This is a genomic window from Klebsiella sp. GN_Kp190 (assembly GCF_040061795.1).
GTDB classification, from domain to species: domain Bacteria; phylum Pseudomonadota; class Gammaproteobacteria; order Enterobacterales; family Enterobacteriaceae; genus Klebsiella; species Klebsiella michiganensis.
On the sequence record NZ_JBEAFN010000012.1, the window covers coordinates 78202 to 104404 of the forward strand.

21 protein-coding genes and 1 tRNA gene are annotated in these 26203 nt (G+C 53.8%); 8 read left to right on the plus strand and 14 right to left on the minus strand.

The features are described from left to right. Positions 1 to 100: 100 nt before the first annotated feature. From ABLU67_RS09800 to cadC, 6 genes are all read right to left on the minus strand, one after another. The gene (locus ABLU67_RS09800) at positions 101 to 514 is read right to left on the minus strand and encodes a hypothetical protein (RefSeq protein ID WP_014228246.1); all 414 of its coding nucleotides are present in this window, start codon (positions 512 to 514) and stop codon (positions 101 to 103) included. 152 nt (positions 515 to 666) lie between these two features. Then, the gene (gene lysS, locus ABLU67_RS09805) at positions 667 to 2184 is read right to left on the minus strand and encodes a lysine--tRNA ligase (RefSeq protein ID WP_004848495.1); all 1518 of its coding nucleotides are present in this window, start codon (positions 2182 to 2184) and stop codon (positions 667 to 669) included. A gap of 341 nt (positions 2185 to 2525) precedes the next feature. Beyond that, entirely contained in the window at positions 2526 to 4001 is a 1476-nt protein-coding gene (gene dtpD / locus ABLU67_RS09810) for a dipeptide permease DtpD (protein ID WP_348852278.1), read from the minus strand. A gap of 59 nt (positions 4002 to 4060) precedes the next feature. Continuing rightward, on the minus strand, positions 4061 to 6208 hold the full coding sequence (gene cadA, locus ABLU67_RS09815; protein ID WP_004848492.1) for a lysine decarboxylase CadA: 2148 nt from the start codon (positions 6206 to 6208) through the stop codon (positions 4061 to 4063). 81 nt (positions 6209 to 6289) lie between these two features. Continuing rightward, positions 6290 to 7627, minus strand: a complete 1338-nt coding sequence (cadB, locus tag ABLU67_RS09820; protein ID WP_348852279.1) for a cadaverine/lysine antiporter — start codon at positions 7625 to 7627, stop codon at positions 6290 to 6292. 364 nt (positions 7628 to 7991) lie between these two features. Further along, positions 7992 to 9524, minus strand: a complete 1533-nt coding sequence (gene cadC / locus ABLU67_RS09825; RefSeq protein ID WP_064358039.1) for a lysine decarboxylation/transport transcriptional activator CadC — start codon at positions 9522 to 9524, stop codon at positions 7992 to 7994. Positions 9525 to 9876: 352 nt separating this feature from the next. Here cadC and ABLU67_RS09830 point away from each other — a divergent pair, with 352 nt between their 5' ends. After that, on the plus strand, positions 9877 to 10743 hold the full coding sequence (locus ABLU67_RS09830) for a GNAT family N-acetyltransferase (RefSeq protein ID WP_025107114.1): 867 nt from the start codon (positions 9877 to 9879) through the stop codon (positions 10741 to 10743). A 37-nt stretch (positions 10744 to 10780) separates the two neighbouring features. Here the strand turns inward: ABLU67_RS09830 and ABLU67_RS09835 are convergent, their stop codons facing one another. After that, positions 10781 to 11656: a LysR substrate-binding domain-containing protein gene (locus ABLU67_RS09835; protein WP_025107115.1), complete on the minus strand. Its 876-nt coding sequence runs from the start codon at positions 11654 to 11656 to the stop codon at positions 10781 to 10783. A 137-nt stretch (positions 11657 to 11793) separates the two neighbouring features. On the opposite strand from ABLU67_RS09835, the gene ABLU67_RS09840 reads away from it, so the two are divergent. The 3 genes from ABLU67_RS09840 to ABLU67_RS09850 all read left to right on the plus strand — a co-directional run bounded on the left by ABLU67_RS09840 (position 11794) and on the right by ABLU67_RS09850 (position 15336). Continuing rightward, the gene (locus ABLU67_RS09840; protein ID WP_102803083.1) at positions 11794 to 12336 is read left to right on the plus strand and encodes a sugar ABC transporter; all 543 of its coding nucleotides are present in this window, start codon (positions 11794 to 11796) and stop codon (positions 12334 to 12336) included. 9 nt (positions 12337 to 12345) lie between these two features. Next, complete coding sequence (locus ABLU67_RS09845) at positions 12346 to 13173, plus strand: MBL fold metallo-hydrolase (protein WP_348852280.1); 828 nt, start codon at positions 12346 to 12348, stop codon at positions 13171 to 13173. A gap of 186 nt (positions 13174 to 13359) precedes the next feature. Then, positions 13360 to 15336: a glycoside hydrolase family 28 protein gene (locus ABLU67_RS09850; RefSeq protein ID WP_348852281.1), complete on the plus strand. Its 1977-nt coding sequence runs from the start codon at positions 13360 to 13362 to the stop codon at positions 15334 to 15336. Positions 15337 to 15497: 161 nt separating this feature from the next. Here the strand turns inward: ABLU67_RS09850 and ABLU67_RS09855 are convergent, their stop codons facing one another. The 3 genes from ABLU67_RS09855 to ABLU67_RS09865 are packed head-to-tail and all read right to left on the minus strand — an operon-like array spanning position 15498 to position 18315. After that, on the minus strand, positions 15498 to 16211 hold the full coding sequence (locus ABLU67_RS09855) for an MgtC/SapB family protein (RefSeq protein ID WP_025107119.1): 714 nt from the start codon (positions 16209 to 16211) through the stop codon (positions 15498 to 15500). Between the two features lie 31 nt (positions 16212 to 16242). After that, positions 16243 to 17478 (minus strand): MFS transporter, encoded by a 1236-nt coding sequence (locus ABLU67_RS09860; RefSeq protein ID WP_064378357.1) that lies wholly within the window; start codon positions 17476 to 17478, stop codon positions 16243 to 16245. A 12-nt stretch (positions 17479 to 17490) separates the two neighbouring features. After that, positions 17491 to 18315, minus strand: a complete 825-nt coding sequence (locus ABLU67_RS09865) for an MBL fold metallo-hydrolase (RefSeq protein ID WP_032748501.1) — start codon at positions 18313 to 18315, stop codon at positions 17491 to 17493. A gap of 333 nt (positions 18316 to 18648) precedes the next feature. Here ABLU67_RS09865 and ABLU67_RS09870 point away from each other — a divergent pair, with 333 nt between their 5' ends. After that, positions 18649 to 20823 (plus strand): extracellular solute-binding protein, encoded by a 2175-nt coding sequence (locus ABLU67_RS09870; RefSeq protein WP_064378358.1) that lies wholly within the window; start codon positions 18649 to 18651, stop codon positions 20821 to 20823. Between the two features lie 115 nt (positions 20824 to 20938). Here the strand turns inward: ABLU67_RS09870 and ABLU67_RS09875 are convergent, their stop codons facing one another. The 3 genes from ABLU67_RS09875 to ABLU67_RS09885 form a co-directional block, all read right to left on the minus strand. Further along, entirely contained in the window at positions 20939 to 21235 is a 297-nt protein-coding gene (locus ABLU67_RS09875) for a hypothetical protein (RefSeq protein ID WP_071846135.1), read from the minus strand. A gap of 210 nt (positions 21236 to 21445) precedes the next feature. Then, complete coding sequence (locus ABLU67_RS09880; protein WP_224266308.1) at positions 21446 to 21928, minus strand: DNA-binding protein; 483 nt, start codon at positions 21926 to 21928, stop codon at positions 21446 to 21448. 428 nt (positions 21929 to 22356) lie between these two features. Then, positions 22357 to 22433 (minus strand) — tRNA-Arg (locus ABLU67_RS09885). Between the two features lie 340 nt (positions 22434 to 22773). Between ABLU67_RS09885 and folD the strand changes: the two genes are divergently transcribed. Both folD and ybcJ read left to right on the plus strand, forming a co-directional pair. Then, entirely contained in the window at positions 22774 to 23640 is an 867-nt protein-coding gene (gene folD, locus ABLU67_RS09890) for a bifunctional methylenetetrahydrofolate dehydrogenase/methenyltetrahydrofolate cyclohydrolase FolD (protein WP_004099791.1), read from the plus strand. 1 nt (position 23641) lies between these two features. After that, positions 23642 to 23854 (plus strand): ribosome-associated protein YbcJ, encoded by a 213-nt coding sequence (gene ybcJ / locus ABLU67_RS09895; protein WP_025107125.1) that lies wholly within the window; start codon positions 23642 to 23644, stop codon positions 23852 to 23854. Between the two features lie 294 nt (positions 23855 to 24148). Here ybcJ and cysS read toward each other — a convergent pair whose 3' ends face one another. Then, positions 24149 to 25534 carry a cysteine--tRNA ligase gene (gene cysS, locus ABLU67_RS09900; RefSeq protein ID WP_004848430.1) on the minus strand — a complete coding sequence of 462 codons (1386 nt, stop codon included), beginning with the start codon at positions 25532 to 25534 and terminating at the stop codon, positions 24149 to 24151. Between the two features lie 173 nt (positions 25535 to 25707). Between cysS and ppiB the strand changes: the two genes are divergently transcribed. After that, a complete protein-coding gene (ppiB, locus tag ABLU67_RS09905) occupies positions 25708 to 26202 on the plus strand; it encodes a peptidylprolyl isomerase B (protein WP_004099775.1) in 495 nt (164 codons plus the stop codon). Position 26203: the final 1 nt, after the last annotated feature.

The window sequence follows — 26203 nt, forward strand, 5'->3', positions numbered from 1 at the left end:
CGCTGACCGGGCTACGGGTCCACCGCCGTCTGCGGGCCGGTAGCCCGGACAGGCGCAGCGCGCCGCCTCCGGGACAGCCTGAATAGACAGCCGCCAAATATTAGTCGGTAATTTTAAACGTCAGCGCGTAAGCGCTGGTTTTCCTTTCATCGCGCGCTCCGCCCATCTGATAAACCCGCACCGTATATTTACCGCTGCTCATCAGACGTTGCTCAAAGGTATCACCGCTCAGAGAACCGTTAAAAATCGAATTATTATCAGGAGCGATAACATTAAAATAAGGATGCGGCCGCTGGCTGTTCATATTGATATGCATCATCTGGCCCGCTTTCGCCTCCAGCGTATAGTCGTTAACACCGTCACCGGTCACGGTGCTTTTTATTATCGTGCCGTTGCTGCCTTTATCAAAATGAACGGTATGGTTGTTGATATTATCACTTGCCATTGATAACACTGACGTAAATAAATAACTTGCACAGATCACGCCACCAACAATTAATTTTATTTTTTTCATTTAATTAACACCTTATGTTTTTTATGCGCGCTGTTATAGCACATAAGGTGTCCGGAGTAAGCTGATTCGCAATTATTACTCGTCGGAATTAAACACGTCGAAATAAAGGCCCCCCGGTTCAGGGAAACGAGGGGACCTGGTTTTAGCGGGATTTACTTCTGCGGACGCATTGCCGGGAACAGAATCACGTCGCGAATGGTATGGCTGTTGGTAAACAGCATCACCATGCGGTCGATACCGATGCCCAGGCCGGCCGTCGGCGGCAGGCCATACTCCAGCGCGGTGACGTAGTCTTCGTCGTAGAACATCGCTTCATCATCCCCCGCCGCTTTGGCGTTGACCTGATCCTGGAAACGCTGGGCCTGGTCTTCCGCGTCGTTCAGCTCGCTAAAGCCGTTGCCGATTTCACGCCCGCCGATAAAGAACTCAAAGCGATCGGTGATTTCCGGGTTCACGTCGTTACGGCGCGCCAGCGGCGAAACCTCCGCCGGATACTCGGTGATAAAGGTTGGCTGGATCAGATGGGCTTCCGCTACTTCGTCGAAAATCTCGGTGACGATACGCCCCAGCCCCCAGCTCTTCTCAACGTGAATACCGATGGATTCCGCCAGCGCTTTTGCCGCCTCGAAGTTATCCAGATCCGCCATCTCGGTTTCCGGACGGTATTTCTTGATCGCTTCGCGCATGGTCAGTTTTTCAAACGGCTTGCCGAAGTCGAACACCTGGTCGCCGTATGGGACTTCGGTTTTCCCCAGCACGGTCTGCGCCAGCGTGCGGAACAGAGATTCGGTCAGTTCGATCAGATCTTTGTAATCCGCATACGCCATATAGAGTTCCATCATGGTGAACTCAGGGTTGTGGCGCACGGAGATCCCTTCGTTACGGAAGTTGCGGTTGATTTCGAACACCCGTTCGAAGCCGCCGACCACCAGCCGTTTCAGATACAGCTCCGGCGCGATGCGCAGATACATATCCAGATCGAGCGCGTTGTGATGGGTGATAAACGGACGCGCGGAGGCGCCGCCGGGGATCACCTGCATCATCGGAGTCTCGACTTCCATAAAGCCGCGCGCGACCATGAACTGACGCATGGTGGCGAGGATCTGCGAACGCACCTTGAAGGTGTGGCGCGACTCTTCGTTGGAGATCAGATCCAGATAGCGCTGACGATAGCGCGCCTCCTGATCCTGCAGGCCGTGAAACTTGTCCGGCAGCGGGCGCAATGCCTTGGTCAGCAGGCGCAGCTCGGTGCAGTGAATGGAGAGTTCGCCGGTCTGGGTTTTAAACAGCTTACCGCGGGCGGCGATGATGTCGCCAAGATCCCATTTCTTAAACTGTTCGTTGTAGACGCCTTCCGCCAGATCGTCGCGCGCGACGTACAGCTGAATGCGGCCGCCGACGTCCTGTAAGGTGACGAAAGAGGCTTTCCCCATAATCCGGCGGGTCATCATGCGGCCAGCCACGGCGACCTCGACGTTCAGAGAGGTGAGCTCGTCGTTTTCCTTACCATCAAATTCCGCATGGAGCTGGTCAGAAGTGTGGTCACGGCGAAAATCGTTCGGGAACGCCACGCCCTGCTCACGCAGCGCGGCCAGTTTTTCACGACGGGTTTTCAGTTCATTATTAAGGTCAATTGCCTCATCGGCACCTTGTGCTTGTTGTTCAGACATGTTGGTTCCTCATAACCCTGCTTGCAAACTTGCTTCGATAATTGAACCAGGTCACTCTCCAGCGCGGCCTGTTCCGGCGTCGACGCCAAAGAACAATCTTAAGGAGCCTGGCTTCAATTCCGGCTGATTTCGCTCAGCCATCGCTTCAGTAACAGTTTTTTATCTTCGGCTTCCGCGCCTGCCAGAATATCCTCCTCCTGTTCAGTAAACGGTGCAAGGAGCGGCTTGCCGCTCCACTGTTGGGGTTACCGATCCCCGGCTCGCGGCGTAAACGCCTTAGCCGGGCTACCAGGCAGCACGATTTTGTAGCCCCGGTAAGCCGGACCTGTCGCCAGACGGGGCTAGGCGCCGCCGCCGGGAAGTTCACCGGCGGCCGCGCGACGTTTGCCGACGCTAAACGCGGCGGCGAAGGCGACGACGACAATCACCGCCACGCAGCCCAGCGTCCATTCGCCCATCTGGGCAAAGAAGTGCTGATACGCGGCAATCGCCGTATCGCTGATCTGCGACTCGGTGGTCTGCTGCGCCACCACTCCCGCCAGCCAGTTGGCTACCGCGCCGGTCGCCAGCATATAAATCCCGGTCAGCACCCCGGTGACGCCGGGCATATTGAGGCGGGTGATCTGCGCCATCGCTACCGGGTCGATAAACAGTTCGGCAAAGCCCATCAGCGCCAGGCCGGCCACCATCATGCCCATTGATGCCTGCCCTTCCGCCGCGCCGTGGCGCGCGTTAAGCGCCAGCAGCATAAAGCCGCAGCCCATCAGCACCAGGCCAAAGGCGAACTTCAGCCACACGCGCAGCGCCGAGCGGGTCGCGCCTTCCGGCCGCATCAGCCACGCCAGCACGACGCCAGCCGCCATCACCGCCACGGCGTTAACCGACTGGAACAGCGCGGTCGGCACCTCAATATTCAGCAGACGACGGTTAACAAAGTGGTCGATGAACAGGCTGATCGAACTCCCGCCCTGCTGCGCCAGAACCCAGAACAGAGTCCCGGTCAGCATCAGCAGAACGATCTGCCACAGCGCGCGGCGATGCTCCGGCGATTTGACCATAATGCGCGCCACCATCTGGGCGGCGAACACGCACACGATCGCCAGCAGATAGCCGGACCAGTTATTCTCCAGCAGCAGCGTGAAAAACACCGGCGCAACGCAGAGCATCGCCACCAGCCAGCCCCAGGTCGGCAGCACAAACTTTACCGCCCGCAGCGCCTGTTTATCGACGCCGCGCGCGTGGCGGAAGTAGCGGCTACCGCTGAGGAAAATCATCAGGCCGACAAACATGCCGATTCCCGCCAGCGCAAAGCCGATATGCCAGCCGTACCACTGCGCCGCCAGCCCACAGGCGATAGGCGCGGCGATGGAGCCGACGTTACCGGCGGCGTACAGCAGCGAAAAACCGCCGTCGCGGCGAGGGTCGTCAACGGCGTAGAGCTCGCCCAGCAGGCAGCTGATGTTGGATTTGAACAGGCCGTAGCCGCAGATAATGATCGCCAGCGCGAGGTACAGGCTCCAGGTGGAATCGGATTCCACGCCCAGCACCACGTGGCCAAGCGTCATTAACAGCGCGCCGGCAATCACCGCCGTGCGGTTGCCGAGCAGGCGGTCGGCAAGCCAGCCGCCGAGAATAGGAGTGACGTACACGAGGGAAGCGTAAGCGCTGAACAGGCTGATAGCGTGGCTGTCATCAAAGCCGAGCTGATGGGTGAGGTAGAGGATGAGTAAGGCACGCATGCCGTAAAAGCTGAAATATTCCCAGATTTGGATCGCAACGATGTAATAAATCGCGCGCGGCTGTGAGGGTGTTTTCATGTGTTCTCCTTGCAGCGTGAAAAAGGGAAGTGGCAAGCCACTTCCCTGTTGTGCATCGATTATTTGTTATTTTCTTCTTTCAGCACTTTAACGGTGTAACGACCATCCGCCTGACGATAGGCGCCGTGGATATCGGTTTCGAAGCCCGGATAGTGGGCGCCGATTTCGCACAGCATCTGCAGGAACTCCAGCACCGGACGGCTCTCTTCGGTGATCATTTCACCCGGCATGACCAGCGGCACTCCCGGAGGATACGGCAGGATCATATTGGCGTTGACGCGGCCCACCATCTCTTCGAGATACACCTCTTCGGTCTGACCGTGCAGCTCTTTCTGGAACGCGGCGTACGGCGTGATCATCATGGTCGGCAGCACTTCGAACGCGCGGAACATCAGATCCGGCAGGTTGTGGTGCTCAATCAGTTTATGAATGTTCTGCGCCAGTTCCTGAACGCGCATGTTTTCGTAGAATTCCGGATCTTCACGATACAGCGACGGCAGCATGTTTTTCACCCGCAGGTTCAGGTCGAACGCGCGTTTGAAATCGGTCAGCGCACGCAGCAGGCTCAGCGCTTTGGTTTTGTCGATACCGATACTGAACAGGAACAGCAGGTTGTACGGACCGGTTTTTTCGACCACGATACCGTGCTCGTCGAGATACTTCGCCACGATGCTCGCCGGAATACCGAACTCATCCATGGTGCCGTCTTTCTTCATCCCCGGAGTCAGCAGCGTGACTTTAATCGGGTCGAGATACATGTGCTCGTTATCGATGTTTTTGAAACCGTGCCACGCGCTGTCGGAGCGCAGCGGCCAGCATTCAGCGCCATCGATATGTTCCGGCTGCCAGACGTCGAAGAACCAGCCGTCGGACTCGCCTTTCAGACGTTTGATCTCTTTACGGAACTTGATTGAACGTTCGATAGAGCCGTCAATCAGGCGCTTACCGGCGTTGCCTTTCATCATCGCCGCCGCGGTTTCCGTCGAGGCCACCACGCCGTAGTGCGGAGAAGTGGTGGTGTGCATCATGTAGGCTTCGTTAAAGGTTTCTTCGTTCACGTCGCCTTTAACGTGAATCATCGAGGCCTGAGAGAACGCCGCCAGCAGTTTGTGCGTGGACTGGGTTTCGTAAATCACTTTCCCTTCGACGCGGCCGCCGCTCATCCCGCATTTGCCTTCATAAATCGGCGAGAAGTTGGTGTAAGGCACCCACGCGGAGTCAAAGTGGATGGATTTCACATCCAGGGTTTTCTTGATGTAGTCCGTGTTGTACAGCAGACCGTCATAGGTGGAGTTGGTGATAACCGCGTGCACCGGCCAGGTCGCGTTCGGGGTTTCTTTCACGCGCTTCGCGATGGTCGCATGCTGGAATTCGCTCTGCGGGATACCGCCGAGGATACCGTAGGCGTTGCGGGTCGGGCGGAAGTAGATTGGCGTAATGTCGCTCATCATCATCAGATGGGTCAGCGATTTATGGCAGTTACGGTCAATCAGCACGGTGCTACCGGCCGGGGCGGAATACATGCCGACAATTTTGTTGGCGGTAGAGGTCCCGTTGGTCACCATGTAGCTGCGTTCCGCGTTGAAGACGCGGGCGATGTACTCTTCCGCTTCTTTGTGCGGGCCGCTGTGGTCCAGCAGAGAACCGAGTTCAGAAACCGAAATCGAGATATCGGATTTCATGGTATTGGAACCAAAGAAATCGTAGAAGATGCTGCCGACCGGGCTTTTCTGGAACGCGGTACCGCCCATATGGCCTGGGGTACAGAAGGTGTATTTGCCTTCACGCACGTATTTAAACAGCGCTTTGGTCAGCGGCGGCAGAATGGTGTCGATATACTCGTCGGTATTCTGTTTGATTTTGTTGGCAATATCTTCCGCTGCGCCCAGCGCATATTCGAAGAAGCGAACCTGCATCCGCAGATCGTTGAGGCTCACGTCCAGCGTTGAGTAAGTGTTCGCAAAGGCGTACAGCGGCATGTATTCGTTCATTTTGCTGATGTCTTCGCACAGTTCGAGATTGTATTTATCCCAGTCGAAGATCACGCCGCACAGACGCGCATTGTTTTCGATAAGTTTTAATAAGTCTTCACGGTCGTTCGGGTAGACAATACGGAAGTCCAGGCGTTCGAGGGCGCGATGCAGTTCACGGATGGGTTCTTCTTTGAAGTAGACACCCATGTGATTCATGATTGCGATAACGTTCATAGTCAAATCTCCAGATAAAGAAAGCCCCTCCCGCCACGTCGTGACAGGTGATGGAAGGAGCCTCAGGAATAGGGTTGCTGATTAATGCGCGCTGGCGGTGCTGCTATCAGCGGAGCTGTCGTTGTTCTGACGCTGGTGCATTTTGCGACCGTAGAACATCAGGATAATCAGGCTGACGATAAAGGTACCGGCCAGTTCGAAGGAGCTTGCCCCCATCAGGGCGATGAAGCAGAACGCGCAGCCGAGTACGGAGCAAATCAGGCTGACGAAGTTGCGTACATTGATGCCTTCGAAGCGAATCAGGTCAACGCAGGAGTAGAAGTAAGGCAGCATGGTCAGCAGTACCGCGATACCGGTCAGCTCACCGAACAGGTCAGACGCTTTGCCGCCGGTAGAGTTCATCAGGGTAATCAGCACCATCAGCGCGGTCATTTTCACCGCGGCCAGCAGCAGGCCTTTTTTCGGAATACCGTTGCTGTCGAGTTCGCCATACACTTTCGGGAAGTTACCGTCATTGGCGGCACGTACGCCGGCCTGACCCACCAGCATCATCCACGAGCCCAGCGAAGTCAGGCAGGCAAAGGCGGTGAAGGCGGAAACCATCGGCGCAGCCCAGCCGCCGAGAATGGTGGAGGCGCTCACTGCAAACGGCGCACCGGATGCGGCCATCTGAGAGGCAGGATACATACCCGCAATCACCTGGGTCGCGGCGATGTAGACGATACCGGCCATCGCGGTGCCCAGCATGGTGGCCAGCGGCACGGTGCGTTTCGGGTTTTTCACCATCCCGGTACTCACGGCGGCAGATTCTACCCCGACAAAGGCCCACAGGCAGAGCAGGATACTTTTGATTACCGCGTGGCTGTCAGTGGTGCTGGAGGTGTTCCAGTTTGCCTGATAGGTTGCGGCATCAAACCAGTGCCAGCCGACCACCGCGGTCATGACCACCGGAATAAGTACCAGTACCAGGCCAATTGTTGTCAGGCGGCTCACCCAGGTCCCGCCGAGCATATTCACGAAGGTGAATATCCATACGATGGCGATACAGGCAATACCTGCCGGCACCGGGTTATTTAAAATTGGGAAGAATGTTGATAAATAAGAGACGGCGGTAATACCGATTGCCAGGTTACCGATCCAGTTGGCGTGATAATAAAGCACGCCGGTCTGGAAACCGAACGCTGGGGATATTTCACCGGCGTAGGCAATTGGGCCACCCTGCTGCGGATTCTTGGTCGCCAGCCGGGCATAAACATAAGCCAGAGACATCGCGCCAATAATAGAAATTACCCAACCCCAGATGGCAATACCACCGATGCTAGCGAGGTTTGCAGGTAATAATGCAATACCGCTCCCCATCATATTACCGGCGACTACGCCGGTACAGGCAAATAGCCCGATCTTCTTGGCAGAACTCATGTTTGCTTTTCTCCTAAGTTTATTTGGGAGGTACAGATCATGATGATGAACCTTTTATTGACCCGACCAACTGCCAACAAGATTACGGATTAGTACGAGATAAGTCCTAAAGATAAAGTGAAATAACTGCAAACATCAGACAAATGATATTTTGACCTTTTTCGCGCAACATATCAGGATGACATGTTGATATCAGGAAAAGGTAAATTCAGATATTTTTCAGAAGGTTATAAGGTCAACTTCGTGTTGGAAAAGTGTTGCGTGCGGGACCAGATTGGTTATAAAAAATAACAACCTTGTGGCTCATGAGAAACATAATTTTAACCTCACCACGACCAAAACCATGACCATGATGAGGGTTTACTTATTCTGAAGCGAGGAAGTTATCGAGATACGGAACCACGCGGGTCACGGAGGTCTGGAATACGGCGTTTTCAATCCAGTAAAATGTATTCTCACCCGGGCGTAAATTAAACGCCGTCAGGTAGGCATCGGCAGCTTCCCGGTTCTGCCCTTTCATTTCGTAGACTTTGCCCAGCAGCACGTAATTCATCCACGACATTTCCAGATCAATCCCGGCATTAATCGCGTCATAGGCTTCATCCACTTTTCCTTTGCCCAGCATATCCACCGTTTTAATCTGATAAAATATTGCCATATCTTTAATCCCCGGCATATTACCCACCCGGGTTATTTCGCTGTAAAGATCGGCGAGCTGTTTCTCATCCAGCGGCTGCTGAGAATGGCGCAATACGTCAACCAGCGCCTTTTCCGCCCACGCATAGGTAAAGTCCGGCGACTGCTTATTCACGTCGGCAAGCAGGCTACTGGCTTTGCCCAGCGAATCAACGTCTCCGTTCATTAATAGCTGATGCGCCTGATAGAAATGGGTAAGCGCGATACTTTGCGACGGCTGATACTGCTTTAACATCTCCTGCATCCGCGCCGGCCACGGCTGCTTCAGCGCCTCAGAGAGGCTGCTCAGCAGGTCGTTCTGAATCGAAAGCTGATTGTCGCTGGTGACAAAGTAACGCTTATCCATCATGGTCGAGCCGTCGGCGTTATCCACCACCTTCACCGACATGAAGCACTGCTGTGCGCGATAGTGCCGCTGGTTGACGAACTCAATGGTCAGGGTTTTACCGGAACTGCTCGGCTCATTGATGTTGTAGTTGGTTTTGTCGTGCACCATAAAGGTGGAGAAGGTGTTCAGCGAGGTGGTAATCAGGCTCCCCAGACCGATGGCATAGGAGTGCTGCGATGACCAGTTGTTGCAGGTGTTGCCGCTGAGCAGGTGAATATCGACATCACGCGGGTTAAGCAGCAGCCGGGTTTTCGTGACCGGCGGGCGCGACTGCAGGGTTGACAGGGCCACCAGCGCCACGCAGCTCGCGAGGGCCAGCAGGAACAGACCCCAGACGATAAACGTGCTCAGCCGCTTGCGTTTTTCCGGCTTCGCCACCGGTGTGCTGTCTGGCGCAGACGCATCGGGCTGCGGGGAGGTCAACGGCGCCTCAAACCCGACCGTCGGCGTTTCTGCGGGAATAACCGGCGTCGGCTCCTCCCCCTCTTCGGTACACCAGATCACCGGCACCGTCAGCTTATAGCCGCGTTTGGGTACGGTAGCGATATATTCAAGGCTGCCATCGTCGCCATCTTTCAGCGACTTACGTAGCTCGGAAACGCTTTGCGTGACGACGTGACTGGTGACAACGTTGCGGGTCCAGACATTATCGATGAGCTCATCCCGACTGAGTACTTCGCCGGGATGACGGGCAAAGAAAACCAGAAGATCGATTAAGCGCGGTTCGAGAGTTAGCTGACGCCCCTTGCGGCTAATTTGGTTAACAGAGGGAGTAACCAGCCATTCTCCAACGCGAACAACAGGTTGTTGCATAAAAAAGAGCCCCAGGACGAAAAGGGAAAGGCGCGATGATACCACATTTACCCTACCTATTAATGATAGGGGTCATGACCATGAACGCAATATATTCCTCTTCGTTTTTGATGACTGGCAAACTTTCATTTGCTAAAGGCGTCTTTTGCCTGAGGGCGATGTTCCCTGGGGCGACGAAAGCGCGCCATTTTTAGCCCTATTTTCCCCGAATGTGTGACCTGAGCAAAGCTTAGGCGCGACAATCGTCGCCCATCCGTGGGGATATGCTATTTTTAGCTCGCCCGACAGAGATCGGACCGCCGAACAGATGGCCGAAAACAGTGCCTCACCCGCAGCGTAAGGAATGTCGACGATGAACTACAAATTAGATAAGCAAATTGTGCACAATGACGTGTTAAGAAATAGCTTCATTGACCTGGCGATTAAAACCTTCGATCTCTCCTTTAAAGAGTGGTACCGCAAAGGGTACTGGACCGACGCCTATATTCCCTACGCCCTGGTGAGCAACAATAAAGTGATTGCTAACGCCTCCGCCAATATTATCGATCTGATCTGGCAGGGCGAACCCCGCCGCTATATTCAAATCGGCACCGTGATGACCGATATCGATCATCGTGATAAGGGCCTGGCCGGGCAGCTCGTCAGGGAGATTCTGACGGACTGGCAGGATAAGGCCGACGCCTTTTTCCTGTTTGCTAACCCGACAACCGTTGATTTTTATCCGAAATTTGGCTTCGAGCGCACCGCCGAACATCAATATATTATGCCGGTGGTACCGGCAGCGGGCGACTTCCGCAAGCTCGATATGGACCAGCCGGAAGAGGTTGCGCGATTACAGCGGTACTATCAAAAATCGAATCCGTTTTCACAGCTGCGGGTACAGGATAACTTCGGTTTATTGATGTTCTACTGCTCCGCCTTTATGAAGCACTTCGTCTATTATTCCGACAAAAACCAGGCCATCGCGATTGCGATGCAAAACGGTCCGGCGCTGATCTGTTTTGATATTTTCTGCGACAGCGGACGCTCCCTGTCGGCCATTATTAACGAGCTCGCCGATGAAAATACGTACCAGGCTATTCTCGGCTTTACCCCCAAAGAGAATCGGACCGGCGAGTATGAAAAAATCGAAGGCGAAGATATTCTGTTTATCTACGGACAAAAAGAAAATATCTTCAAAGAGAATAAGCTGATGTTCCCGCTTTTATCCCACGCCTGAGGCTGCGCTTAACGCGTCTACGGCCCGCGACCGGGCCTTATTGCGCCAATAACCACTGTTCAAACGCCTGTAGCGCCGATTCGTTGACGCCGTTTTCCAGCGGCCTCACCAGGCAAAAGCGCTTGCTCAGGCTGCGGGCCTGCGGCCAGGGCGCAGCCAGCGTCCCGTTTTCGAGCGCTTTTTCAACGTACACGTGCGGTACCAGCGCAACGCCCTGCCCGGCCAGCGCGGCGGCTATCGCCATCTCATGCAGATCGTAGCGCACGCCCCGCGCCGGATTATCCAGCGCGATCCCGCACTCTTCAGCATAGCGCTGCCAGGCGTCAGGATTCTGCCGTCGATGAATACGCGGCAGCGCGTTCAGCTGGCTGGCGAGATCTTCTCCCGTAAGTAGCCCGGCGTGGCATACCGGCACCAGTCTCTCTTCAAACAGAAACCGCAAGCGCATTCCTGCCCATGCGGGATGCTCGAAATGAACCGCCGCGTCAAAACCGCTGCCGGTGAGGATAAACGGGTCGGTTCTGACCGCGATATTCAGCGTGATATCCGGATTCCGGCGCTGAAAATCCCCCAGTCGGGGAATGAGCCAGCGGCTGGCAAAGGTCGGCGGCGCGGCGATTTCCAGGCTTCGGCTGCCGTCCGCAGCCCCCATCAGATACTGCGTATCTCGCTCAAGACGCTCCAGCGTCTCGCGGACATGGTGCGCATAGCGCGCGCCGTTGGGGTTCAGCCGCACCCGACTCCCCGTCCGCTCAAACAGCTTACAGTTTAACAGCGATTCCAGGCGGGCGATTTGCCGGCTGATCGCGCCTTCGGTAAGCGACAGCTCTTCCGCCGCGCGGGCAAAGTTACCGTGCCTGGCGGCAGCCTCAAAGGCCTGCAGCGAGGTACTGCTGGGGAGTTTTTTTCGCACGAACGCCGCCTCTGCTGAAGGTTTATCAATGACGAAATGTCATTGAGTGGTGAAATAATATCGTTTTATAGCGCTTAGTGCCCAACGTAGCATGATCAAACGTCAATAACATCATTCCATCATGCAGAGGGCAGCCCATGTTATATATCGTTGAGTGCAGCTACGCCGACCCGCAAAGCGAAGCCGGCTGGAACAGGTTTTACAGCGAGGACAAGCTGCCTGCGCTGGTGTCCGTCAGCGGATTCCGCGCCTCGCAGCGCTTCAGGGCGCTCTCCTCCGGCTGCCCGGTCTATCTTGCTATTCATACCATCGAGCATGGCGATACGCTCGCCAGTGAAGCGTATCGCCAGAAAGGCGGCGGCAGCTTTTCCCGCTGGCAGGCGCATATTCGCGACTGGCGGCGAAACCTGTATCGCTACGGCGGCGTCTTTCCTGCCGTCGCTGAGGGGGATGTTTTGCTGCTGAGCCCCGAGCCGCTGGACGTCGTTGAGTCGGAACTGGGATATCCGCCGACAAACCTTTCGGCCGCCGGGCTGGATAACAACCCGCCGCAGCGCGTGGCGTACGTTCTGCCGCGCCGGGAAGCCATGCTGCTGGCGGGACGGGAAAACGTCTCGATGTATGAGCCCATGGCCGGTCAGATGCAAAGCCCGACTGAAATACCGCCCCCATCACGCTAAGAGGTTGATATGCACAAACCCGCTTTTCTCTCCCGCCAGATTGGCGATTTTCAGGTGACGCCCCTCAGCGACGGCAGCATGGCCGCTGGCCTGGCGCTGCTATCCGGTATTAATATCGACGATGCCGCAGACATTCAGCGTAGCGCGGGCGTCATTGACCCCGGCAATATCGACATTAGTGGCTATCTTATTCGCGGTCGGGGAAGGACGATTCTGGTCGACGCGGGTACGGGAGGCGGCGTGCTGGAAACCAGTCTGCGAGCGGCGGGGAGTGCGCCAGACGACGTGGATACTGTCCTGCTGACCCACGCTCACCCGGATCATATCGGCGGCCTGCTGGATGCCAACGGCGCGCCGCGCTATCGCCACGCCCGTCTTTATCTGCACCCTCTGGAAGCCGAGTACTGGCAGGACGACGCCATGCTAAACCGGGCCAATGCGCGGGGGCAGCGCAACTTCACGCTCGCCCGCCGCGCCCTGGACGCCTATTCCCGCAGCCTCGGTTTTCTGGATGAGCGCGAGGCCGTCGCGGGTATCCGCCCGCTATGGCTACCCGGGCACACGCCGGGCCATAGCGGGTTTCGCATCGACGCCGCGGCGCAAAGCCTGCTGATTTGGGGCGACATCGTCCATTTTCCGCATGTTCAGACCGCCCGACCCGCCGCCGCCGTTGCTTTTGATTGCGATCCCGCGCAGGCCAGAGCGACGCGGGAAGCGATCCTCGCCCAGGCCGTCAGCGAAAACCTGCTGATTGCCGGTATGCACCTTGGCGGGTCGGGATTTGCGCATATCGTACCGACCTCGCACGGCTATCGTATTCAATATTCCGCGCCGTAAAGAGAAAGCGGGCCGGAGGTTAACGCCCTGGCCGCCTTTTCTTATCCAACAACGCTTTATTTTTCACCTGCTGAAAGATTGAACTGACTCGCGTTTATTTTTTGCCATAAATATAAAATGTCATTTTATTTTAAATGAATATGCATTTTGTTTTTTTTACAAGCGATATGACATTAAGGGAAATTTATGCGCAATACCTTTGGACCTTCACGCAGTATGCTGGCGCTGGCTATCGCGCTGGCTGGCCTCGCGGGCGGCTGTAATGACAGCGGCGCCCCACGCGACAATCAGCAGGATGCGCCCGCCTCCGCGCCGCAGAATGTCTTCGTTCCCGCGCTTTCTGCCGATGAAAATAGCCTGGTGCTGGTTTGGGAAAAGCCGGAATCAGAGACGCAGCAGGTGGTGGACTACGCGATTTACCGTCAGGGCGAGCGGCTGGGTCTGGCGCGCGAAAATCAAAACCATTTTTCACCGGCCAAACCCTATATTGATAACTTCTATCAGCGGGTCGCCAGCGACGGCTGGCAGCAGCCAATCGACTTGCGTACCTTTACGGTCACCCACCTGGAGCCGGATACGGAATACGCATTTACGGTACGTGCGGTCTACGCCAATGGCAAAGAGTCGCCGGATAGCGCGGTGATTAAAGCGCGGACCAGCAAAACGCCGCACATCATCGAAGCCAGAACCTTTGGCGCGAAGGGTGACGGCACCACGCTGAATACCCAGGCGCTGCAGCAGGCGATCGATAGCTGCACCGTCGCGCACTATCCTCAGGGCTGTAAGGTGCTGATTTCCGACGGCGAATTCAAAACCGGCGCGCTGTTTCTGCACAGCGATATGACCCTGGAGATTGCCGCTGGCGCCACCCTGCTGGGTTCGGACGATCCGGCCCAGTATCCGCTGGAAAAAGGCTATTACCTCTATCCCTACAGCGATCATCCGCAGCCCCGCCGCCCGCCGTCATTAATTAACGTGCTGGAAGCGGACGATAAGGGCGAGTCTCCGGCCGGAACGTTTCGCAATATTCGCATCGTCGGTCAAGGCACGATTGACGGCAACGGCTGGACCCGGGGCGTCAAAAGCGGCGGCGAGGCCACCATCATCGACGAAATGGGGAACGCGCTGCCGCAATACCGGGCCAGCAGTGCGGCAAAAGTCAGCGCGGACGGCATTCTGGCAAAGCATCAGACCGAAGCGGCTATTGCGGAAGGCATCGAAAGCAATAGCGCCTATAAAAATCGCCGCTCCATCCTGATGACCCTGCGCGGTGTGCAGAACCTCTATCTTGCCGGGCTGACAATCCGCAACCCCGCGTTCCACGGGGTAATGGCGCTGGAGTCAAAAAATATCACCCTGAATGGCCTGGTCCACCAGACCTTTGACGGCAATAACGCCGACGGCGTCGAGTTCGGCAATAGCCAGAATGCGCTGGTCTTCAACAACTTCTTCGATACCGGAGATGATTGCGTCAATTTCGCCGCCGGGTTTGGTAAAGGCGCGGAAACTTTTCATCAACAGCCGCAAAGCGGGGCGTGGATCTTTAATAACTATTTCCGCAAAGGCCACGGCGCCGTGGTGACCGGTAGCCACACCGGCGCGTGGATCGAAAACGTCCGCGCCGAGGATAACGTCATGTATATGACCGATGTCGGCCTGCGCATGAAAAGCCGCCCCTACTATGGCGGTGGGGTGCGGAATGTGTTGTTCCGTCATAATGCGATGAAAGATATCGCCAAAGAGCCGTTCGTTTTTACTATCAAATACAGCGCCGACGTGAATGATACGACCCCTGCCGACGAGCCCGCTCAGTTCCGCGACGTTCAGGTGCAGGACGTCACCGTCGATGGTACTTCGGCTAAGCACAGCATCCTGATTGACGGCATGACGGTAGCCGAAATGGCGGAGTCATTTGGGCTGACCTATTCTCGCGATGCCTATCACCAGAATCTGCGTTTTTCCAACGTCAGCTTCCGTAACACCAAAGCGACCAGTATCTCCTTCCTGCACGACAGTCAGTTTGATGAGGTGACGTTCGCCAATACGCCGCAGGCCTGGGCTTTTTTCGCCGTCAATGACGTGACGCTCGCTGACAGCCTGCATCAGCAGAGCATCACCCGCGGAGAAAAGGACAAACTTATCCTTGAGGGGGCAATGAAGTAATGGCGTTCCCGGCGGCGTAAGGCGCCGGGTTTTATCAGCGCTTCTGGCCTCGACAGATATCTGTCGCTCAGTGGTCCAAAGTAAAGACGCAGGTCATAACCGGCGTATTCAGCGTTCCCCGGACGATATAATTCCATTACATCCCAAATGTGCTCGCCAGCTTAGTGTTCAAGAGCGAGCGCGCAGACATGATCAACATGAGACAGATCGTGGTATAAGTCAGGTAAGGTCATTTTCTGGCGAATAACCATTTTCAAATTAACCTCAATCTTTCCCTTTTTAAGATCTCTAATCGTAATATTCTCAATAATATTTTTTTGCTGATGAATACGGCTTATCAGCTTTTCAAGGGCCCCTCGTTCATCAAGAACCACCCGTACTTTCACTTTTCCGGGGAACTGATTTTTAGTTTGCAGGAATATAATGAACGGGCTTAATTTTATCGCCAATAAGAACAAACCCGTGGCGAAAAAAGCATGAAAATAAAAACCGGCGCCGCAGGTAATTCCAACCCCGGCAGATGCCCAGACAATGGCCGCCGTCGTCAGGCCTGAAATAGCATCGTCGTGTCGATGCAGAATCACTCCCGCCCCCAGAAAACCGACGCCGCTGATAATCTGGGCCGCCAGGCGCATCGGATCGCTACGAATGTTCATCGAAATTTCAGCATAGTATTCCGCCGACTGTATTGAAACGATGGTTAACACACAGCTGGCGACAGACAAAATGACGCAGGTTTTGAATCCGACAGGTTTCCCTTTCGATTCTCTTTCCAGGCCAATGATGCCTCCCAGAATAAACGCAATGCTGATTTTGACGATGGTCAATAACGGAAACCATCCGTGATCGACGATCGTGGCGGCCAGATTATTCATATTATTACCTTAATGAAAGATCCGTTATCAATCAGGAATTCGCTTTCTTAAATGCGAGATCCGTTTTGCGTTTTGACAGATCGTCGCGGAAGAAAATCAGGAAGAAGACGCTCACTACCGCGGCCACACCGGCTGAAACTAACCAGAATGTTTCCCATTGCGGTAATGCTTCCGGCCCTTGCTCTGTCACGGTATTGTTAAAAATCTGCCCGCAAACGGTAGAAGCAAACAGCAGCCCGACGCCGTTGGAGACGATAAACCTCAAGCTTTGCGCCTGCGCTTTGATCTCTGGCGCGGCTTTGCGGTCGACATAAATATCGCCGACGGTAAAGAAAAAGTCCCAGCAGAATCCCTGTAACATCAGGCCAATCAGCACAAACATCATGTTGGCATCCAGCGAGGCATGAGCAAACAATAGCGTGCGGATGATCCAGCAAACGGCCCCCAGCATCAGCGTGATTTTAAAGCCGGCTTTTAGTAAGAAGAACGACAGCAGGAACATGAAAATCACTTCGCAGGCAATCCCGATCTGCATCATTGATGCGGCATTATCGAACCCCAGCGCTTTCAAAAAGACCGGAATATAGGCGGAATATGCGGTTTTGGGGATCATTAAGACAAAGATACTCAGCATCAGCACGCTGAAGCTACGATCTTTGAAGAGTGCCAGAGCATCGAGACATAACAGATCGCGCAGCGCAAAAGCGTTTCCTTTTGCTTTTGGCGGCGTATTCGGCAATGTGAAGCAATATAAGCCCAGGACGACGCCGGAAGCTGCCGCAATATACCAGGTAACCGTGTTGCCGGAATATCCCATTTCACCAATGATAAAGCCGATTGCCATAAAGCCGAAGGTGCCAAAAACGCGGATGAATGGGAAATATTTAACCCCATTGATATGGCTAAAACTGATACTGTTAGCCAGCGCAGTTGTCGGATAAAACAGCAGACCAACGAGGAAAATCATGGTCAGCGTCATGCCGGTATTTTGTGCTTCAATAAATTGCGGAACAAACAGCAGAACGCCAGCATTGATTAAGTGCAGGATCGCCATGACCTTTTGTGATGCAAAGAAGCGATCGGCCACCATACCAATAAATAACGGTGAAATAATTGTCGCTAATCCGAGCAAGGCATAGGATGAGCCGATTATGGTCGCCATTCCATAGGTACTTAATACCAGCCCCATGGTCATATTCCAGGCACCCTGCATAAAGTACTGTATGAACATCATAATTAACAGGCGTGGTGTTTTATTAAGGTCCATATTGCATATCCTTTATTGGTTAATGCTCAGGTTAAGCCCGTCCCAGGCAACAAGAATGTTCTCTTTATCGCATGCTGCTACTAGCTCATCGTGCAGAAGACCGCCGCTGTGTGAAATATGCGAGACGACAAGCTGACTTGTTTTCTTCAGGCAGCCCAGTTCCGCCAGTCTGTCTCTGGCAGCGAACACCGTTTCCAGACTCATATGGTTATTGGTACGATTTTCTCCATTAAAGCCGTAGGTACACTCCAGAACGGCCAGATCGATTTTTTTCCCTTCCAGCCACTGCCAGGTGAGCTCAGGAAACCAGCCAGAGTCATGACCGTAAAATATTGACTGGCCCTCTTTTTCGATAAACCAGGTATAACAAAGCTCCCATTTAGCATGGTTAGCCAGCAGCGGAGTTATCCGATAACCACGGGTTTCTACGGTGACGAAGGGCACCAGGCAATGAAAGGCAAAGCGCTCTGCGCTATAGCCCGGCAAAACCTCTGCCGCACCGTTAATCGCACGATCGTTCCCAAAGATATTCAGCGGATGGGTAATCTCAAATCCGTAACCCTCCATTCGGCTGAAAAGATCGCCGACGTTGAAATGATCGGGATGAGTATGGGTAAACAGAAGCGACCTGATTTCAGTTGCGTCCATGCCGTCGCGCAGCAGCTGCTGGCTAAATTCCGGTGCGACGTCAATCAACAGTTCATCATCAATAATCGCGGAAGAGTGTGTACGAATGTCTTTTCCCTTACGTATACGGGCTTGCTGACAGTGCTCGCAGCGGCAAAACGGGTTAGGTATCCCTTCAGACGCTGCCGTTCCCAGAAAATGGATCTTCATGATTTCCTCTTATCACTAACAGGTTGCTGTTTTTATCATCAGAAATGTAATCAAAAGTAATTGGAACGTGTCAATTATGGTTCTGCCGTTTAACAGGAACAATGATCTTTTATCCCAGAAGTGATCACCTTCAAAAACTTATTGTATTTATCTTAAATTTCAACAAATTGTAATTTTTACTACATGGTTACTCATCTCAAGCCGGAAAAGATTAATATTTTTAATGTCTATAAATCACACAAATTTATTTTGTAACGTTCAAATAACACCGGCAACGATAGTTTTCAGAGGTAGGCCGTGCTAGCATCAACGCATGAGGGTAAGGATTAAAATATGCCGACAATCAAAGACATAGCAAAGCTAGCCGGTGTGTCACACGGCACCGTCTCGAACGTACTTAATGGCAGAGGTAATGTCAGCGTTGAGAAGATTGAAGCGGTTCAACGAGCGGCTAAGGAAGTGGGCTATCAGTTAAATGCGCAGGCGCAATCGTTAAGAGCCAGTAAAAGCCAGGGAGTGGCGCTACTGCTGCCAGACATTAATGCGGAGCAGTATTACCAGCTTTACCGGGGCTTACATCAGGTCTGTCAGCCATCATTAAGCGAACCGCTGGATCTTTACCTGACCAACGATCTGCCCAGCCTGGAGCTGGAGATTCTGCAAACGCTGGCGGCAAAATCTTACCAGACCATTGTTACCGTCAGCTGCCTGAGCAATAGCCAACCTTATTATGAAATGCTTAAGCTGCCCGCGGAACAGATCCTTTTTGCGTACCGGCAACCTGCCGGAGCTGACAACTATTTCAGCCTCGATTACGTCACTGCGGGTGAACACCTTGCGAGAAGAGCGCTCGCGCAGCGGCCGGGCCATATCGGTATCTTCTGCGAACCACTTGAATATGCTCATAGCGCATGTTTTATTCAGGCGATACAGGAGACCTGCCGGACAGTAAGTCCGCAGACTAAGCTCACCGTTTTATCCTCGCAGGCGGGCGAGTCTAACACCGTAGCGTTTGATTTTTTCCGCGGCGTTCCCCCCGATATTTTCATCACTCAGGATAGTGATAAAACGCGAGCCGTGACGCAGGCAGCCTGGTTTGGTAGCGCGCACTCCTGTCCGCAGATACTGCAGTTGAGTGATAATCTTCCGGCAGCCTTCGACGGCGTCACAAACTACCAGATGGACTATGGTCGCCTGGGTACCGCCATCGCTTCCCATATTCGCCAGCCTAAAAAACAGGTAACGCAGCGAATTCTGACAAATAGCGGATTTTCATTAGATGGCCAATCCGTCCAGCCGCCTGAGACTGAGGCGACGCTGAATATGTTAATTTTGCCCAGCCCCTCAACCGATGCGCTGAAAAAACTGTTACCTCACTTTTATCGTCAGACCGGTATCAAGGTAAATCTTGCGGTTTATCCTTATGATGAAGTGTTTGAAATTCTTTCCCATCTTCATCTGCATCCCTATTACGATCTCCTGCGCATCGATATGGCCTGTTTTCCCTGGTTTGCAGAAAAAGCGTTATTGCCGCTGGAGTCGATTTCCCCTGCGCTGCCGCAGCTGCTGACTCATTTTTCTGACCAGATTCAACAGCACTTCAGCATGGTGAATGGCACCGCGTGGGCCATCCCCTTTGATGCCAGTATGCAGCTCCTGTTTTACCGACGCGATCTCTTTGAAGATGCGACGATAAAACGGATGTTCTACGAAACGACAGGCAAAGAGTTAACCCTACCCGAAAACTTTGCGCAATTTGATGAGTTAGCGGCTTTCTTCAGTCGCCAGCATCAGCCGGATAACAGGCTGCGCCCGATGGGCACGGCGGTGACCTTAGGCAGCTCAGGGCTTATCGCCACGGAATATCTGCTGCGTTACTACGCGCTCGGCGGACGTCTGGTTCGCGAAGGCGAACCAGTTCAACTGGAGACTTCGCTTGCCGCTACGGCGCTTGAACAATACCTGCAACAGCTCTCCGTCGCCGTGAATCTCTCAGGAGAATGGTGGAGTGACGCCGTTAAGCAGTTTGAGCGCGGCAACCTCGCCATGTTGATCATGTATCTCAATTTGTTCAACGACGTCGCGCATAGCCCTATCGCCCCCACTATCGGCTATGCTTCAGTCCCGGGACAGCTTCCACAGTTGGGAGGGGGATCCATTGGGATGTCCCGCTACAGCAAAAAGAAAAAGCAGGTTGAGCAGTTCTTCAACTGGCTTTATTCCGATGAAATTGCGCGTCATCTGGTTCTGCTCGGAGGAAACTGCGCCTGGTCAGGGGTTTGTCACGATCAGAACGTCCTGAACCTCTATCCATGGTTTAATTTATTGAATGAAAAGGGCATGGTCGGGATAAGAGAGTCGCAGGGTACGCAGGGTAAGCCCTTCAACCTGCGCCAGGCAGAAATTATTATCGGCCAGGGCGTGACGAACGCGATAAATGGGATTATGGATGTCTCTCAGGCCGTGGAATACATTAACAGGCGAATAAAAAATGAAACCGGCGCCTGAGGCCAGGAAAACGAGCGTGCCTCTGCCCTTTTTCCAGAGAGTCTGCGTGTTGCTGGACTCTCTGAAACCAGGTTCCAGCGCAAACTATCGTTGAGTTTCCAGCGGAGATAAATATTTATATTTGTTGAGATTGACGCCAGCGTTTAATCATCTCTTGAGTGACTTCTTTCTTATAACAAACTGGCGCATAGCCTCCTGCTTTACTCCAGGCACTGCGCCTGCCGCAGGCACTGCCGTTTCTCGCCCGATTAAACGGACAAGCGCAAACGCCGGGGTAAGAAGCGATAGAAGCCTCAATAATTTGCTGCTTAACTTGATCATCAGTTAATTGCGGTGTTTTAGCAGCAGCAGCGCCGACGATAAAAGTGCACAGCAACACTAACACGGCGGTAACGGGTCGTTTAACGGCCATAATGATTGCTCTTGTGAGAGAGGACAACTCAAATTACGCGGCAGCAAGAAACAGCATATTGATCTTTCTCAATAGTGCCGAATATCTCTGAAAATATTTTTTGGTAACGTCACAAGAAATCGTTATACAGTCGATCTGCCTGCAGCTTGCACGCAGATCCTGTACTAAAAAGTGCCTCAAAGCCATGTGGGCTCGAATCTTATTCCGCGCCTATTCATGGCCTTTAGCTTGAATATATTCGCTAATCGTCATTTTCGAATCGCGAATCCGATAGGAAATTTTACGGAAGCTATCTTTCCAATCTGCAGGTAATTTTTTTATCTGAGCTATCTTACAAGCTACGCTATAAGGAGTGCGCCCAAGCTTTTCAGCCAGCCAGAAGAGATGCTCTCCTATCTCCTCCTCCGGAATAGGCTCTAATACTTCCCGTAGCATGGACTCATCATTATCATTCCAGGGTATGCCAGCGTTTGGAAACCGTGGATCGATAACCTTTTCTTTCTTTTCTCCACTCTTTTTTACCGACGAAGATTTTTGTGAAGACAGTATAGCAACACGTGCTTTCATCGCCCCGATGGCGGCAACAGCCCGGACCAAATCAAGGCGTTCCGTGCGTGTTAACAAATTTTCATCGCAAATTAAATCATTCAGCAAATCAATTGTTTCATTGAGATTATCTTCAGTTATATTCATATACTGTCCTTAGCGGCATGTTCCATGATTGAATGCTATAGCATCCTCATAGTTTCATATATTTCATCCGACCCGGCATATTATTTGATTCAATGGCGAATATACTAACTCAAATATTTTAGACTGTATCTGCCTATATTACTACGCATCCCTCAATCAACGAAAGACCTACTGCTGTAACCAACCGATGCAATTCGCCACCATTAATGAGTTGGTATTATCTCTCATTTGGCTCTGCCGTTCCTTTTATTGGTGGATTGAGGGCGCCCCTATTCGCCTGAATGAAATAAGCCCGTAAAAGTCTTCTGCGCCGCCCTGATTCGTTTACACCTGCGTAGGCTTCGATAAAGCCAGTCATAGAAAAAGACTCATTCCAGGGAGTAAAAGGTAAGGGAAGAGGATTTGGCAGAGGATTCTTAACAAAAAAATGGTACGCCCTACAGGGTTCGAACCTGTGACCTACGGCTTAGAAGGCCGTTGCTCTATCCAGCTGAGCTAAGGGCGCATTGAGAAGCGAGCTTCATGATGTGCAATCGCCGGAATTATACGGTCCACGCCTGATGAGTCAATGTATTTTGCCGCGAAACTGCGCTTGCCTGTGCAGGCTGGCGGCTTATGCCGCAAAAGCAGTATAAAGTTTATCCAACCTTATGTTTCTGCACGTTAACCTTTCTTCGGCTCCCGGGCTCCTTTTTGCGCCATTCGCAGCGCGGTCAGGCCCGTTTTTCAGCCTCTGCAACGCCTAAGAAAGATAAAATCTTAAACGAAGACTGACAGCGGGGCTGGCTTCTGACAAAATATCGCCATCCCCCTTTCGTAAAGATACAGATGGAATCCTCTCTCTGATGGCAGCAAAAATTATTGACGGTAAAACGATTGCGCAGCAGGTACGCTCTGAGGTTGCGGAAAAAGTGAAGGCGCGCGTTGCGGCCGGATTTCGTGCTCCAGGGTTAGCCGTCGTGCTGGTCGGCAGCAACCCGGCATCGCAGATTTATGTCGGCAGCAAGCGCAAAGCGTGTGAAGAGGTAGGCTTCGTCTCCCGCTCGTACGATCTCCCGGAAACCACCAGCGAAGCGGAGCTGCTGGAACTCATCGACACCCTGAATGCGGATAGCGCCATCGACGGCATTCTGGTCCAGCTGCCGCTGCCCGCCGGCATTGATAATGTCAAAGTGCTGGAGCGCATTTCGCCGGACAAAGACGTTGACGGTTTCCACCCGTATAACGTGGGCCGTCTGTGCCAGCGCGCGCCGCGTCTGCGTCCGTGCACGCCGCGTGGGATCGTCACGCTGCTTGAGCGTTACAACATTGATACCTACGGCCTGAACGCGGTGGTCATTGGCGCCTCCAATATTGTCGGACGCCCGATGAGCATGGAGCTGCTGCTGGCAGGCTGCACCACCACCGTCACCCACCGTTTTACCAAAAACCTGCGTCATCACGTCGAAAATGCCGACCTGCTGATCGTGGCTGTCGGTAAACCGGGCTTTATTCCGGGCGAATGGATTAAAGAAGGCGCGATCGTGATCGATGTCGGGATTAACCGCCTGGAAAGCGGCAAAGTGGTTGGCGATGTGGTCTATGAAGATGCCGCCGCGCGCGCGTCGTACATCACGCCGGTTCCCGGCGGCGTCGGCCCGATGACCGTAGCCACCCTCATTCAGAACACGCTGCAGGCGTGCGAAGAGTATCACGACATTCAGGAGGCCTGAGATGGCGAATTTTTCTTTAGGCAAACACCCGCACGTTGAACTGTGCGACCTGCTGAAGCTGGAAGGCTGGAGCGAAAGCGGCGCGCAGGCGAAAATCGCTATTGCCGACGGCCTGGTCAACGTTGACGGCGTGGTGGAAACCCGCAAGCGCTGCAAAATCGTCGCCGGTCAAACGGTGAGCTTTGAAGGTCAGAGCGTTACCGTTACCGAGTAAAACGTTCAGGCGCCGCAACCGGCGCCTGTCCCCCCACCCCGACAGATGATCTCTCGTTTTTCTGCACTTCAGTCAGCGCCGCCATCTTCCGATATCACGTCCTGTGTAGCACAGCCGCTCCCCTGGCTGCCTCCGGCAACCTGCACTTCCGCCTGATACCTCTTCTCCCCGACGAACGCTGCAGCCGCTGGCCGGGAACGTACGAAGGCGAAATCAGGACCGCGCTTCGTTTCTTAGCCTGAGTCGGGGCAAAAAAATGCCGGGGATGGCCCCGGCTAAAAAGAGAGAATGAGACTACTTACGGCGCCAGGTGGTGCCCTGCGGGCCATCTTCCAGCACGATGCCCATCTCGTTGAGACGGTCACGCGCGGCATCCGCCGCCGCCCAGTCTTTCGCTTTACGCGCGTCCAGACGCTGCTGGATCAACGACTCAATTTCCGCCACTTCCCCGTCGTCCGCCTGCGCGCCGCTCTGCAGGAAGGCATCCGGCTCCTGTTCCAGCAGCCCCAGCACCGAAGAGAGCTTGCGCATATGCGCCGCCATCGCGTTGGCCGCGGCGGCATCTTCGGTTTTCAGGCGGTTAACCTCACGCGCCATATCGAACAGCACGGAATAGGCTTCCGGAGTATTAAAATCGTCGTCCATCGCTTCGATAAAGCGCGCCTCAAACGCCTCGCCGCCGGCCGGCTCTGCGGTTTTGTCGGTTCCGCGCAGCGCGGTATACAGACGCTCCAGCGCGGAACGCGCCTGCTTTAAGTTCTCTTCGCTGTAGTTCAGCTGGCTGCGATAGTGGCCGGACATCAGGAAGTAGCGAATGGTTTCCGCGTCGTAGAACTTCAGCACGTCGCGCACGGTAAAGAAGTTGCCCAGCGATTTTGACATCTTCTCGCGGTCAACCATCACCATCCCGGAGTGCATCCAGTAATTGACGTACTCGCCGTCGTGGGCGCAGGTGGACTGGGCGATTTCGTTTTCATGGTGCGGGAACATCAGATCCGAACCGCCGCCGTGAATATCAAAATGGTTGCCCAGCTGTTTGCAGTTCATCGCTGAACACTCAATGTGCCAGCCTGGACGGCCCGCGCCCCACGGCGACGGCCAGCTTGGCTCGCCCTCTTTCGACATCTTCCACAGCACAAAGTCCATCGGGTTATGCTTGACGTCAACGACATCAACCCGCGCGCCGGCCTGCAGCTGATCGAGATCCTGACGCGACAGCTGACCGTAGTTCGGGTCGGTCGGCACATCGAACATCACGTCGCCGTTGTCGGCGACATACGCGTGGCCTTTGGCGATCAGCTGCTCGGTAATCTCAATGATTTCCGCGATATGGTGGGTGGCCCGCGGCTCCATATCCGGGCGCAGGATATTCAGCGCGTCGAAGTCTTTGTGCATCTCGGCAATCATGCGATCCACCAGCGCAACAAAGCTTTCGCCGTTTTCATTAGCACGCTTAATGATTTTGTCGTCGATATCGGTGATATTGCGCACGTACTTTAGCTTATAGCCCAGGAAACGCAGGTAGCGCGCGACCACATCGAATGAGACGAAGGTACGGCCATGGCCGATGTGACAGAGGTCATAAACGGTAATACCACACACGTACATGCCAACTTCCCCGGCATGGATAGGTTTAAATTCTTCTTTTTGGCGCGTCAGTGTATTAAAAATTTTTAACATCGAAGATTCCGTGTAGACGTGTGTGGATATAAGTCGCGTATTCTAACCTTAATTCAACCCCGAAGCAGCACACATTGCAAGGTGATCCAACCCCGCGGTTATGCTATAACAGCCCCCTATATCTCACCCGACTCCGGGTGCAGGCACCACAATCATCGGAACAGGATGCAAAAATGGTTACTTTCCACACCAATCATGGCGATATCGTAATCAAGACGTTTGACGACAAAGCGCCGGAAACAGTTAAAAACTTCCTGGACTACTGTCGTGAAGGTTTCTACGACAACACTATTTTCCACCGTGTAATCAACGGCTTTATGATTCAGGGCGGCGGTTTTGAGCCGGGCATGAATCAGAAAACCACCAAATCTCCTATTCAGAACGAAGCGAACAACGGTCTGAAAAACACCCGCGGTACGCTGGCGATGGCCCGTACTCAGGCGCCCCACTCCGCCACCGCGCAGTTCTTCATCAACGTCGCCGATAACGACTTCCTGAACTTCTCCGGCGAAAGCCTGCAGGGTTGGGGCTACTGCGTATTCGCAGAAGTCGTTGAAGGGATGGACGTGGTCGACAAAATCAAAGCGGTCGCCACCGGCCGCAGCGGCATGCATCAGGATGTGCCGAAAGAAGATGTTGTGATCAAAAGCGTCACCGTTAGCGAATAAT